This is a genomic window from Blautia sp. MSK20_18 (genome assembly GCF_020553125.1).
Taxonomy (GTDB): Bacteria; Bacillota; Clostridia; order Lachnospirales; family Lachnospiraceae; genus Blautia_A; species Blautia_A fusiformis.
The window spans coordinates 1-13,218 of the sequence record NZ_JAJCGR010000056.1 but is presented as its reverse complement, the minus strand read 5'-3'; the positions used below and the strand labels follow the sequence as shown (position 1 = coordinate 13,218).

The 13,218-nt window shown below is 42.8% G+C and carries 11 protein-coding genes and 1 other annotated feature; of the genes, 8 read left to right on the top strand and 3 right to left on the bottom strand.

The genetic code is table 11. The features are described from left to right. Positions 1–84 precede the first annotated feature (84 nt). The 5 genes from LI091_RS17300 to LI091_RS17280 all read left to right on the top strand — a co-directional run bounded on the left by LI091_RS17300 (position 85) and on the right by LI091_RS17280 (position 4,974). On the top strand, positions 85–1,257 hold the full coding sequence (locus LI091_RS17300) for an ROK family protein (protein ID WP_331463646.1): 1,173 nt from the start codon (positions 85–87) through the stop codon (positions 1,255–1,257). Positions 1,258–1,659: 402 nt separating this feature from the next. Beyond that, entirely contained in the window at positions 1,660–2,688 is a 1,029-nt protein-coding gene (locus tag LI091_RS17295; protein ID WP_044962122.1) for a zinc-dependent alcohol dehydrogenase, read from the top strand. Positions 2,689–2,697: 9 nt separating this feature from the next. Beyond that, the gene (locus LI091_RS17290; protein WP_173740633.1) at positions 2,698–3,090 is read left to right on the top strand and encodes a VOC family protein; all 393 of its coding nucleotides are present in this window, start codon (positions 2,698–2,700) and stop codon (positions 3,088–3,090) included. An 18-nt stretch (positions 3,091–3,108) separates the two neighbouring features. Then, entirely contained in the window at positions 3,109–4,473 is a 1,365-nt protein-coding gene (locus tag LI091_RS17285) for an MFS transporter (protein ID WP_021652507.1), read from the top strand. Between the two features lie 84 nt (positions 4,474–4,557). Next, on the top strand, positions 4,558–4,974 hold the full coding sequence (locus tag LI091_RS17280) for a carbohydrate kinase family protein (RefSeq protein ID WP_265191406.1): 417 nt from the start codon (positions 4,558–4,560) through the stop codon (positions 4,972–4,974). Positions 4,975–5,071: 97 nt separating this feature from the next. Here LI091_RS17280 and ilvN read toward each other — a convergent pair whose 3' ends face one another. The 3 genes from ilvN to LI091_RS17265 form a co-directional block, all read right to left on the bottom strand. Then, positions 5,072–5,581: an acetolactate synthase small subunit gene (gene ilvN / locus LI091_RS17275; protein ID WP_015526065.1), complete on the bottom strand. Its 510-nt coding sequence runs from the start codon at positions 5,579–5,581 to the stop codon at positions 5,072–5,074. A 12-nt stretch (positions 5,582–5,593) separates the two neighbouring features. Continuing rightward, positions 5,594–7,312, bottom strand: a complete 1,719-nt coding sequence (gene ilvB / locus LI091_RS17270) for a biosynthetic-type acetolactate synthase large subunit (RefSeq protein WP_215638549.1) — start codon at positions 7,310–7,312, stop codon at positions 5,594–5,596. Positions 7,313–7,412: 100 nt separating this feature from the next. After that, positions 7,413–7,654 (bottom strand) — a binding site (T-box leader). 183 nt (positions 7,655–7,837) lie between these two features. After that, positions 7,838–9,124, bottom strand: coding sequence for an HlyC/CorC family transporter (locus LI091_RS17265; protein WP_021652503.1), 1,287 nt, complete (start codon positions 9,122–9,124; stop codon positions 7,838–7,840). 232 nt (positions 9,125–9,356) lie between these two features. Between LI091_RS17265 and LI091_RS17260 the strand changes: the two genes are divergently transcribed. From LI091_RS17260 to LI091_RS17250, 3 genes are all read left to right on the top strand, one after another. Next, positions 9,357–10,055: an ABC transporter ATP-binding protein gene (locus LI091_RS17260; protein WP_015526062.1), complete on the top strand. Its 699-nt coding sequence runs from the start codon at positions 9,357–9,359 to the stop codon at positions 10,053–10,055. Between the two features lie 9 nt (positions 10,056–10,064). Next, a complete protein-coding gene (locus LI091_RS17255; protein ID WP_265191405.1) occupies positions 10,065–12,380 on the top strand; it encodes an ABC transporter permease in 2,316 nt (771 codons plus the stop codon). A gap of 265 nt (positions 12,381–12,645) precedes the next feature. Next, on the top strand, positions 12,646–13,023 hold the full coding sequence (locus tag LI091_RS17250; protein ID WP_015526060.1) for a diacylglycerol kinase family protein: 378 nt from the start codon (positions 12,646–12,648) through the stop codon (positions 13,021–13,023). Positions 13,024–13,218: the final 195 nt, after the last annotated feature.

The following is a 13,218-nucleotide window of genomic DNA, read 5'->3' as shown; positions in this document are numbered from 1 at the left end:
TGCAGTACCGTAAGGTGTTTGCCAATGCAGTAGTGGGAGAAGCAAGAATCCCCCTGCTTTAGCTGTGGGGAGTGTCAAAAAACATTGCTTTACAAGAAGAATAAAAAAGCATATAATTCTTTTATAATATATTTAATAAAAGAGGGTAAGAAAACGGAAAATAAAGATAAAAAAAATATAACAAGAAAAAGAATAATTAATTATGTGCTGAACAATCATGTTACATCCAAGGCGGGAATCGCAAAAGATTTAAATTTGAGTATGCCGACTGTGTTAGCAAATGTGAATGACTTGTTAGAAAAAATGGTGTTGGAAGAAACTGGGGAATATGCTTCGACCGGTGGAAGAAAGGCAAAAAGTATAGGGATTAATAAGTCATACTGTCATGCAATGGGAATTTTGATTACAGCGAATCATATAGAAATGGTATTAGTAAATCTTGGAGATGAGATTATAAAAAAAGATCGCATCCGTTTAAAATTTACGGCAGAATTATCCTATTGTACAGAAGTGGCACAAAAGGTCAAAACTTTTCTTGAAGGCGAATTAGCGAAGGATACGTTACTTGGGATTGGAGTGGCGATTCCGGGAATTATTGATCAGAAAGAACGGATCGTTTTAAAATCCCATGCTTTAGGTATAGAGAATTATAGTCTGCGCTTTTTAGAGCAGGCTTTGGAAATTCCAGTATATTTTGAAAACGATGCTAATGCTGCAATGCTTGCAGAAAAAAAGCAAAAGTATCCAAATGCGATATATCTGTCTTTGAACCACACCTTAGGAGGCGCATTCTGCATAGATGGAAAGCTGTTTCGAGGGCAGAACCAGAAAGCAGGTGAGTTTGGTCACATGATACTCGTTCCCGGTGGAAGAAAGTGTTATTGTGGTAAATCAGGATGTGCAGATGCATATTGTGCTGCAAGTGTACTGACACAAGATAACAGGCAGTCACTGGATGCATTTATGGAAAAAATTGAAAGTGGTGATGAAAAAAAATTGCAGACATGGAATGCGTATCTGGATCATCTTGCTGTTTTGATATCAAATCTGCGGATGGCATATGATATGGATATCATACTCGGAGGTGATGTGGGAGGTGTATTGTCAGATTATATGATACCACTGGGAGAAAAAGTGATGGCATATAATGGCTTTGAGCATGATGTTTCATACTTAAAAAATTGTTCGTATAAGAAAGAAGCGTCGGCTGTTGGAGCTGCGAAATACTTTTTTACAAAACATATGGCAGAATTGTAAATTTTTTGAACGCAGATAAGCAGTCCACCGCATCTGGTGCGCAGGGCATCAAGCGTTGGGTAAGGGGATGTTCACTCTGTTGGAGTTAAAAGCTCCCACTGACAGGTTGCAAAGCGAATGCGGATGTCCGAGTTATATGTGTGAAAAACAAGAAGTTGTGTAAAATTAGAAAAATATATTATAGTAAAAAACGGAAAGAAAACAGTAACTATGGTTTTCTTTCCGTTTTTTTGCGTGTTAATTGTAAAAAATATACAAAAAATATATTTTGAAATTATGAAATATATAAAAATATGAAAAAACATATTGACAAATTGTGTTTACAGGGCAATAATGTAATTACTTTGATAAAACATTTTATAAAACATAAAACAAAATAACATAAAAAAGGAGAAAACAGTTATGTTACAGCAGGTAATGACAAATCCAGGAGAAATTATTTTCAGAGAGGTTCCGGTTCCGGAGGTAAAGGAAAATCAGGTGTTGGTAAAGATTATGAATATTGGTGTTTGTGGATCAGATATTCATGTTTATCATGGAAAACATCCGTTTACAAAATATCCGGTAACACAGGGACATGAGGTTTCCGGTGAGATTACAGAACTTGGAAAAAATGTCACAGAGTTTCATGTGGGACAGAAGGTGACGATAGAGCCTCAGGTATATTGTGGACATTGCTATCCATGTCGTCATGGAAAGTATAATCTCTGTGAGGAATTAAAAGTAATGGGATTTCAGACGACAGGAACAGCATCTGAGTATTTTGCAGTGGATGCATCTAAAGTAACACCTATTCCGGAAGATATGTCCTATGAAGAAGGAGCTATGATCGAACCTCTTGCTGTGGCAGTTCATGGTGTAAAACAGATGGGCGATGTGGCTGGCATGAATATTGCAGTCCTTGGAGCAGGACCGATTGGAAATCTCGTGGCACAGGCGGCAAAAGGAATGGGGGCAGCGAAAGTGATGATCACAGATATCAGTGATCTTAGACTGGCAAAGGCAAAAGAATGTGGAATTGATGTGTGTGTGAATACTCAAAATAAAGACTTCGGTGAGGCAATGATCGAAGCATTTGGACCGGATAAGGCGGATGTGATCTACGACTGTGCCGGAAACAATATCACAATGGGACAGGCAATTAAATATGCAAGAAAAGGAAGCACGATCGTACTGGTGGCTGTTTTTGCAGGAATGGCAGAAGTAGATCTTGCAGTGGCAAATGACCACGAACTTGACATTAAGAGCACGATGATGTACCGCCATGATGATTACATAGATGGAATCAGACTGGTAAATGAGGGCAAAGTTCATTTGAAACCGCTCATCTCAAAGACATTTGCTTTTAAAGATTATCTGAAGGCGTACCAGTATATTGATGATAACCGCGAGACAACGATGAAAGTAATTATCAATGTCAGTGAAAAGTAAGGAGTTCGTATGGAAAATAAATATGGAATTGTCGGAGTTGCCCATGTCGGGCTTCCGACAAACGATTTGCAGAAAACAGTTGAGTTTTATAAGAGTCTTGGATTTGAAGTAATTATGCAGTCTTATAATGAAAAAGCAGGGGAAAAAGTGGCATTTTTACAGATAAAAAATTACTGTATAGAGACTTTTGAAAATGGGCAGGCGGCAATGTCAGACGGTGCATACCAACATGTTGCACTTGATGTGGAAGACATTGAAAGTATGTATCAGAAAATCTGCAATGAAAAATACATAATTATTACAGACGGAATCGAAGAACTGCCATTTTGGGAAAATGGTGTGAAGTTTTTTATGATCAAGGGACCAAATGAGGAAAGAATAGAGTTCTGTCAGAAACTCTGATAAAAATAGGAGGGACATATGGGAAGCGAAAACAAAAATGGAAAAGTACCTCTGATCAGTAAGATTGCATATGGTTTTGGTGATGTCGGATGTAATTTCAGCTGGATGTTCGTCAGTAATTTTCTGATGATATTTTATACAGACGTGTTCGGAATCAGTATGGCGGCTGTGTCAGCACTTATGCTTTTTTCAAGATTCTGGGATGCGATCAATGATCCAATCGTCGGGGGACTTACGGATAAAACAAAATCGAGATGGGGACGGTACCGTCCATGGCTGTTAGTAGCGGCACCAATTACAGCGATTCTTCTTGTTATGACATTCTGGGCAAGACCTGACTGGCCGCAGAATGGAAAGATCATTTATATGGTAATTACATATTGTCTGCTGGTTTTGGGGTATACCTGCGTGAATATTCCATATGGAACCTTGTGTGGTGCTATGACACAGGATATTGATGAACGTGCAAAAATAAATACATCCCGTTCGGTTGCAGCGATGATTGCAATTGGTGTGTTAAATATTATCACAGTTCCACTGCTCAGCAAATTCGGCAGTCACAGTGCAAAGACAGGATATCTGACGGTGGCGGTCATATATGGATGTATTTTTACAGCCTGTCATTTCTTCTGCTTTGCGAAGACGAAAGAGGCAGTGATTACTCCGGAAAAAGAAAAAATTTCTGTAAAGATACAGTTGAAAGCAGTTATGCAGAACAGACCATATCTTCTTGCATTGGCAGGACAGATATTATTTGGATTTACATTGTATGGTAGAAACGCAGATATTCTGTATTATTTTACATATGTGGAAGGGAATGCCTCCTACTACACAACTTATTCGATGTGCATTATTATTCCTTCTATCATCGGGGCAGCCTGTTTTCAACCATTATTCCGCAAGTTGAATAACAAAGGAAGAACAGCATCTCTCTTTGCTTTATTTACAGGAATTTCCATGTTGTCTATGTTTTTCTTCAATGCCAAAGAATCACCAGCTATTTTTTATGCATTATCTGGTCTCACACAGTTTTTCTTCTCTGGATTTAATACCGCAATCTATGCAATTATTCCAGACTGTGTGGAATATGGGGAGTGGAAAACCGGACTTAGAAATGACGGTTTTCAGTATGCATTTATTTCACTTGGAAATAAAATCGGAATGGCAGTTGGAACAGCACTTTTAGCAGGATTACTTGGAAAATATGGTTATATTGCAAATCAGACACAAAATGCAACTGTACTTTCAATTATGAAACATGCATTTACGACGATTCCGGGTGTACTGTGGATTGTGACTGCGGTTGTATTATTTTTCTACCGGTTAAATAAAAAACGTTATAACGAGATTGTAGAGGAACTGAAAAATGGAAGAAAAAGTTGATATCGTGGCATTGGGAGAGTTGCTTCCTATGATCCAAATTATCGCTCGTCTCTTTGGAAGAGCAAAGAGTATGCAGTGAAAAAAATGAGATCTGTCATAGAATTGGTAGATGTCATGAAGGTATCGGATGAAGAGAGTACTCTGTTGACAGAGGCGAAAAGTTATGAGCAGGCTGCAGATCAACTCCTTGCCATGGGACCAAAGCTGGTTGCCATTACATTGGGAGAACAGGGCGTTCTTATGGCAACAAAAAGCAGAAAAGAAATCATCAAAGCATTTCAGACACATGCGGTCGACACGACTGGGGCAGGTGCTTCATTCTGGGGAGGCGTATTATGCAGTATCCTTTCTATGAATAAGAATGTTGAAAAAATGGAATGGGAAGAGATCAAAAAGTGTGCTGTTTTGGGAAATGCAGTTGCTGGATTGTGTGTGCAAAAGAGAGGCGGAATCCCTGCGATTCCGACGAAAGAGGCAGCGCTTGAATTTATGCAGAAATAATGAATGTATATGAACAAACTCGGGGCTGTAAAAATCACGATTTATTAATCGTTAAAGCATCAGCCCCGTGTTTTTCTGTCGGAGTATTATTCCGCTTTTATCTCTCCATCATGCTGATGGACTCAATTCCGACACTTCCGCCGCGGACAACTTCGATATGCTTGAACTCTTCTTTGATAAGCTTGATGACCGCGTCATTTTTGGTTGCGGTCTGGACGAATTCCAGAAGGAGGCTGTCTTTTCCATAGTCGATGACACGTGCCTTGAAAGTCTCAGCAATCTGGAAAAGTTCTACTTTATCTTCCGGGGAGCAGCCCTTTACCTTGATGTAAAGGATCTCCTTCATTCGAACGAACACGTCTGTAAAATCAATAACCTTGATCACCTCGATCATACGGTTCAGCTGTTTTTTGATCTGCTCAAAGGTTTCATCATCGCTGACTGTGGCGATGGTCATTCTGGAAACTGTTGGGTCCTCCGTGGTTCCAACTGTAAGACTGTCCAGGTTATAGGACTTTCCGGAGAAAAGACCGGAAATCTTGGAAAGAACACCGACCTGGTTTTCAACGTAGAGAGAGATCCATCTTTTTTTCATTCCTTTATCCATCATTCATTCCTCCTAACAATCCATGATCAGATCAGCCAGGGTGCCGCCCGGCTTGACCATCGGGTAAACCATTTCCTCCGGATCAATGATAAATTCGATGATCGTAGGAGTTTTTGTATTCTTTTTAGCCTCTTCGAAAGCAGCCGCAATCTGATCCTTCTCAGTTACGCGGATACCCTTTGCCCCATAGCTCTCTGCGAGACGGATGAAATCCGGTGTGTATTCCGGATATTCCTGACCGCCTGTGCGGCGGGAGAGTGCACCGGCCTTCAGATTTGTCATGGCGTAACGTTTTCCGTAGAAAAGCTTCTGCCACTGGCGGACCATTCCGAGATATTCATTATTAAAGATACAGCAGATGATCGGAAGCTCCTCCAGAACTGCGGTAGCCAGCTCCTGAATGTTCATTTGCATGCCGCCGTCACCGGAAACGGAGATGACCGGTGTATCCGGATTACCGATCTTGGCACCGATAGCACCTGGAAGGCCGTAACCCATGGTTCCAAGTCCGCCGGACATGATCAGCTGACGGTTCTCGGTGATGTCTGCATACTGGCTCACCAGCATCTGATGCTGACCTACATCGGTAACAAGAATGGCCTTGTCAAACTGGCGGTTGATCTCGCCGATGATATCCAGCGGTCCCATAATACCACGGTCTTTCATGGTAAGAGGATGCTCTTCCTTCCATTCCTGGATCTGCTTCAGCCATTTGCCGGTATTACAGTCCTGGACATATTCATTCATTTTTGTTATTGCCTCTTTTGCATCGGCAACGATGGGGATGTCTACATGGATATTTCTGGAAATGGAAGCGGTGTCAATATCGATGTGGACGATCTGTGCATGTGGGGCAAATTCATGGAGCTTGCCTGTGATACGGTCGTTAAAACGGGTTCCGATGGAAAACAGAAGATCGCATTCATTTACTGCCATGTTTGCGGCATAAGCGCCGTGCATACCAAGATTTCCGATAAACAGAGGGTTCTTTGTGGAAATGGCGCCACGTCCCATGACAGTTGTGACAACCGGGATCTGAGTTTTCTCAACAACCTGGGTAAAAATCTCCTGCGCGCGGGAAATGATCACACCGCCGCCAGCAAGAAACAGAGGTTTTTTGGCCTTCTGCAGCATTTTGAGGGCACGCTTCAGCTGTCCGATATGCACGCTGGTGTTAGGCTTGTAGCCGCGGATATTGACAGTCTTCGGATACTCAGCACTTCCCAGCTCGGCCATTACATCCTTTGGAAGGTCGATGAGAACCGGACCTGGGCGTCCGGTGCGTGCGATATAGAAGGCTTCCTTGATGATACGTCCAAGATCCTCACGGTTGCGGACGGTAACACCGTATTTTGTGATGCTTCTGGTGATCCCGACAATATCAACCTCCTGGAACGCATCGTTTCCGATGAGGTGACGGGCAACCTGTCCGGTAAAGCATACAAGCGGAACACTGTCATAGTTGGCAGTTGCAAGACCTGTAACAAGGTTGGTAGCTCCGGGACCGCTGGTAACGAGACATACGCCAACCTTTCCGGTAGTTCTGGCATAGGCATCTGCTTCGTGTACAAGGGCCTGCTCGTGACGTGGCAGGATGATGTCAATGCCGCTCTGTTTATATAATTCATCGCTGATATCGATGGTGCAGGCACCAGGATAGCCGAACAGAACATCAACGCCTTCTTCTTTTAAGGCTTTTACAAGCAATTTGTTTCCGGAAATCTGTTTCATGAATTGGTTCCCTCCTTTGATGATGTGAAAAGTTAAGCAGATAAGGGCTGTCGCGAGAAATTTTTCCAATAAAAAAGTCCCGGCATATCGGATAAAATATGCTCAGGACGGATGATTCCGCGGTACCACCTGTTTTCAGAGGTAAAACTCTGCTCTCTGCCAGTACAAAATTATACTGCCTCCCTGTAACGTGGGAATGACGATGAAGCCTACTGCATGAAGATCCATGGTTCAGTTCACTGCTCGAGGGCTACTTCCACAGTTCAGTCACGAAGATTCTCACCGGCCATCTTCTCTCTGTGCATCCGGAGACTGTGTACTACTCCCTGTCATTGCATTTAGTAAATATGGATAAAAATTTTCTATCATTATAATATAAAATATCGGAACTGTCAATCAAAAATCCTGATGGCTCAACGGGTGAGCCGGGGATTACGATAACAGTTCCGATATGGATGATATTAAGTATTAAATATTTTTTCAGTACATCAGCTGTTTCTTGTTACGGAGCTGGAGCCTGCTTACTCAGGATTCGGTATTATCCAGTGTTTCAGGATCTTTTTCCGGAAGGTAGACATGCACTTTCTCGATACGGTTTTTATCCAGCTTTTCTACGATCAGACGGATTCCGTCCTCTGTGATCACTTCGTCACCGGCAACAGGCAGACGATCCAGATGTTCGATGATAAATCCACCCAGGGAATCATAATCCTCGGAATCCAGTTCCGTATCCAGATGATCATTTACGTCATCCAGATGCATGGAACCTTCGATGATATATTCCCGGTCGGAAATCTTCTGGACAAGCTCGTCCTCCTTCTCATCGTATTCGTCATGGATCTCACCCACGATCTCCTCCAGGATATCCTCCAGTGTAATCAGTCCGGCCATATCACCGTATTCATCCAGTACAATGGCAATGTTGAAGGTGGAGTCCTTCATTTCCACAAGAAGATCGGAAATGCTTTTTGTTTCGTAAGTGAAATGCGGCTTTCGGAGGAAATGATCGATAACAAATTCCTCATTTTTGTCGTAAAGAAGAAGATCCTTCATGTTGATGATTCCCACAATGTTGTTCTGGCTGTCCTTATAAACCGGCAGACGTGTGAACTTATCCTCGCGGAAAATATCGATCAGCTCATCATAGGTGGATTCTACATCCGCAAAGGTAACATGTACTCTTGGAACCATGATATCCTTGGCTGTGGCATCTCCAAGATCAAACACATTGTAGATCATTTCTTTTTCGTCGGATTCAATGACACCGTCCTCATGGCTGACGTCCACGATAGTACGAAGCTCCTCCTCGGTCATGGCCTTGCTGGCTGCATCCGGATCCACACGCATCAGGCGCATCACACCTCTTGAAAAGAGATTGATGATAAAGATCACCGGTGTCATGATGGTCATAAGAAATTTAAAGACCGGGATATAGCGGAGGGTGATCTTTTCAGAGTTAATGGTTGCGTAGTTCTTGGGGGTGATCTCACCGAAGATCAGGATCAGAACCGTCAGGATCACCGTCACGATGCTGACCATATAGCCGCCAAAGCTGTATGCAAGTGTGGTTGCAAGGGAAGAAGCTGAAATGTTCACAATGTTGTTTCCGATGAGAATCGCACTGAGAAGCTTGGGCGTCTGGTTCTCCAGGATATCGAGAGCCATGGCTGCACGCTTGTTTCCCTCGTCTGCAAGAGAGCGGAGACGGATCTTGTTTACCGACATCAGCGCGGTTTCGTTAGATGAGAAAAAGGCTGACAATGCCAGCAGAATAAGTAATATGATTATCTGGTAAGTGTCGCTGGGGTCCACTTTCAATATTCACTCCTTTAAAAATAAGATTATTTGGTTAAAAATATACAGATACTCCCACATTATATACGTTTTACTGGATTTTGGCAAGAGCCGGACCGGTACAGCGCATATAGATATATGGAAAAAATACGAAAATAAGTCTGCTTCTTGACAAAAGAGTAAGTTCAGACTAACATATATGTATATTCATATATAAAGAAGAACTGTATAGGAATGGAAGGAGCGGTTTATGTTTCTGGAGATAAAAGGAATCAAAAAATCCTTCGGGGCAGGAGAGAGCCATGTAGATGTTCTGAAGGGGATCGATCTTGAGATTGAAAAGGGAGAATTTTGTGTGCTTCTGGGGCCGTCCGGTTCCGGGAAATCCACGCTGCTAAACATTATTGGCGGCATTGACGGAGCAGATGCAGGAAGCATTACCATTCAGGGAGAACAGCTGGAGGATATGAATGAAAAGAAGCTTTCCCTCTACCGCAGAAAACATCTGGGATATATTTTTCAGATGTATAATCTGATCCCCAATCTGACTGTGAGGGAGAATATTGAAGTTGGTGCTTATTTAAGTGACAGACCGCTGGATGTGGATGAACTGCTGGAGACACTGGGACTTTATGAACATCAGCGGAAGCTTCCGAACCAGCTTTCGGGAGGTCAGCAGCAGAGAACTGCTATTGGACGTGCCATTGTAAAAAATCCGGATATCCTGCTTTGTGATGAGCCTACCGGTGCTCTGGACTACAACACCTCCAAGGAAATCCTGAAGCTGATCGAAACAGTCAATCACAAATACGGAAATACTATAGTCATGGTTACTCATAACGATGCCATCAAGGATATGGCAGACCGTGTGGTAAAGCTTCGTGACGGGATGATTCGCAGAAACTATCAGAATGAGCAGAAGATTCCGGCTGCTGACCTGGAATGGTAAGGGGGCATTATGAAGAATCCTTTACGTAAACGTATCCCCAGGGAACTGAAGGGGGAATTTGGAAAATATCTGGTGGTTTTCCTGCTGATGGTACTGACTATCGGGTTTGTGTCCGGCTTTCTGGTAGCCGATGGAAGCATGCTGAAGGCTTATAATGAGAGCTTTGATAAATATAACATCGAAAACGGAAATTTCCGTACTGCGGAAAAGATTTACAGTTCTCAGTGGAAGGATATTGAAGCTGCCGGTGTTAAGCTCTATGAGAACTACTATATAGAAGAAGATCTGGATAACGGAAGCACCATGCGTTTTTTTAAAAACCGTGAGAAGGTGAATAAGGTCTGCCTGATGAAGGGAGAAATGCCGTCAGGGCAGGGCGAGATCGCCATTGACCGTATGTATGCGGATAACAACAGTCTTAAGGTAGGAGATACCCTGATCAGAGGTGAAAAATCCTGGAAGATCACAGGCCTGGTGGCACTTTCGGATTACAGTGCCCTGTTTCAGAATAATAATGATTCCATGTTTGATTCTGTAAAGTTTGGTGTGGCGATCGTAGCCCCGGAGGAATTTGAAAATCTGGATCAGGAAAAGCTCCGGTACAATTATGCATGGATATATGATCATCAGCCAAAGAACGAAAAAGAGGAGAAGAAAGTTTCCGAAAATCTCATGGAAGACATTGGCAAAGTGGTAGCTCTGGAAAGCTTTGTCCCACGTTATCTTAACCAGGCGATCATTTTCACCGGTGATGATATGGGCGGAGACAGGGCAATGGTCATCACGCTTCTTTATATTGTGATCGTGATCATGGCTTTTGTGTTTGGAATTACCATCAGCAATACGATCCGAAAGGAAGCCGGTGTTATCGGTACGTTACGTGCATCCGGTTATACCAGACGGGAGCTGATCCTTCATTATATGACGCTTCCGGTTCTGGTCACGCTGGCCGGTGCCCTGATCGGAAATATTCTTGGATATACCGTATTTAAGGGTGTATGTGCGGACATGTATTACGGGAGCTATAGCCTGCCGACTTATGTGACCGTATGGAATGCAGATGCCTTTCTTCTGACAACCGTAGTTCCGGTCATCATTATGATACTGATCGATCATGCGGTGCTCAGGTACCGCCTGCAGCTTTCGCCTCTGAAGCTTCTGCGAAGGGATTTTTCCGGTAAAAAACAGAAACGTGCAGTGTATTTAAGCCCGAAGATAGGAATTTTTTTCAGGTTTCGCCTCCGGGTGATCTTTCAGAATGTCAGCAGTTATCTGGTGCTGTTTGTGGGAGTTGTTTTCGCAAATCTGCTGCTGTTTTTCGGAATGCTTCTTCCGTCTGCGCTGGATCATTATCAGCTTGAGATCCAGGAAAATATGCTGGCGAAATATCAGTACATGCTTTCGGTTCCGGCAAGTGCCTATTCAGGAAATAAAGCGGATGCCATGAGTTCTCTTATGGAATATTATATGGATACCAGAACGGATAATAAGGATGCGGAAAAATTTTCTGCATATTCCCTGAATACCATGCCTGGTAAATATAAAAGTGAGGAGATCACTCTCTATGGTGTGGAGCCGGATAGCAAGTATATCCGTGCAGATCTTTCGGGAGAGGGTGTTTATATTTCCAGTGCTTATGCAGATAAATTCCGGATCAAGGAGGGCGATACCATAACTTTGAAGGAAAAATACGAGAAGGATGAGTATTCCTTTAAAGTAGATGGAATCTATGATTATGCGGCAAGCCTCTGTGTATTTATGGAAAGAGATAAACTGAATGAGGCGTTTGATCTTGAAGATGATTATTTTGGAGGATATTTCTCTGATACAGAGATCCGGGATATCCCTTCAAAATATATCGGCTCTGTCATTGATCTGGAAGCTCTTACAAAAATATCCAGGCAGCTGGATGTCTCCATGGGAGATATGATGGGAATGATGTATGGATTTTCCGTGATCATTTTCCTGGTGGTGATCTATCTGCTTTCCAAGGTCATCATCGAAAAAAATGCCCAGTCGATTTCCATGACCAAGATCCTGGGCTATACAAATGGTGAGATCAGCCGTTTGTATATACTTTCCACATCACTTGTGGTGGTGTTCTGCCTGCTATTAAGCCTTCCGGTTGAACGGCAGATCATGGAAGTGCTGTTCCGCGAGATGATGCTTTCCAGTATTTCGGGATGGATCACCATGTGGGTGGATCCCATGATCTATGTGAAAATGACAGCGATCGGAATCGCAGCCTATGCAGTGGTAGCAGTGCTGGAATTCCGGAGGATCCGTCATGTGCCCATGGATGAAGCACTGAAAAATGTGGAATAATATGTGACATCTGTATATATATCTGGAAAAATAATTCAGGATATCCGGAAATTTTACAGAATATGCAACAGGATCAGGAGTATGTGTGGTTTAACTGAATGCGGATGTTTTTATCCGCTTGAACAGTTATCTGTGAATAACCACATATACTCCTTAAATATTCATAAATTTTCCGGAATACTGGAAATATTACTACAAACTTGTTATAATAATCCCATACTTCCCGTTGGAGGGAATAATTCAAACAGGAAATCAGGTGAGGAACATGGCAGGCAGAAAGAAGGATCCGCTGTATAAAAGCTTCGGATATGCGTTTCAGGGGATTTTTACCTGCATCCGCAAGGAAAGAAATATGAAGATCCACTGTATGGTGGCAGCGCTTGTGGTGATCGCAGGACTGATCCTTGGGATTTCCGTGACAGAGTGGTGCATCTGCCTGGGGCTGTTCGGAATGGTGATGGCGCTTGAGCTGGTGAATACGGCAGTGGAAGCTGTTGTGGATCTGGTCACAGAGGAACGTCACCCACTGGCAAAGATTGCCAAGGACACAGCGGCCGGAGCAGTACTGATCGCAGCGATCATGGCAGCGATCGTCGGACTGATCATTTTTGTTCCCAAGGGACTTGTTTTTCTGGGAATATGACAGGAACAGAAAACTTTTGTTTCAGGATAGGGTCTGGTGTCGGACTGTGGTGTGATGGTCCGGCAGCTGCCGGTTTCAGGAAAGGAGGATGATATAAGTAACTAAATATATTGTAAAAAGATATTAAATGTGTTTAAATGTACTTATGGAGGTATATTATGGACACATCAAATATCACAAATTATAAACCAAAAG

Excerpts from the sequence above, each read along its gene's own strand:
- LI091_RS17295 (WP_044962122.1), top strand. The coding sequence starts at position 1,660 with ATGTTACAGCAGGTAATGACAAATCCAGGAGAAATTATTTTCAGAGAG.
- LI091_RS17250 (WP_015526060.1), top strand. The coding sequence starts at position 12,646 with ATGGCAGGCAGAAAGAAGGATCCGCTGTATAAAAGCTTCGGATATGCG.
- LI091_RS17285 (WP_021652507.1), top strand. The coding sequence starts at position 3,109 with ATGGGAAGCGAAAACAAAAATGGAAAAGTACCTCTGATCAGTAAGATT.
- ilvB (WP_215638549.1), bottom strand. The coding sequence starts at position 7,312 with ATGAAACAGATTTCCGGAAACAAATTGCTTGTAAAAGCCTTAAAAGAA.
- LI091_RS17280 (WP_265191406.1), top strand. The coding sequence starts at position 4,558 with ATGAGATCTGTCATAGAATTGGTAGATGTCATGAAGGTATCGGATGAA.
- LI091_RS17255 (WP_265191405.1), top strand. The coding sequence starts at position 10,065 with ATGAAGAATCCTTTACGTAAACGTATCCCCAGGGAACTGAAGGGGGAA.
- LI091_RS17290 (WP_173740633.1), top strand. The coding sequence starts at position 2,698 with ATGGAAAATAAATATGGAATTGTCGGAGTTGCCCATGTCGGGCTTCCG.
- LI091_RS17260 (WP_015526062.1), top strand. The coding sequence starts at position 9,357 with ATGTTTCTGGAGATAAAAGGAATCAAAAAATCCTTCGGGGCAGGAGAG.
- ilvN (WP_015526065.1), bottom strand. The coding sequence starts at position 5,581 with ATGGATAAAGGAATGAAAAAAAGATGGATCTCTCTCTACGTTGAAAAC.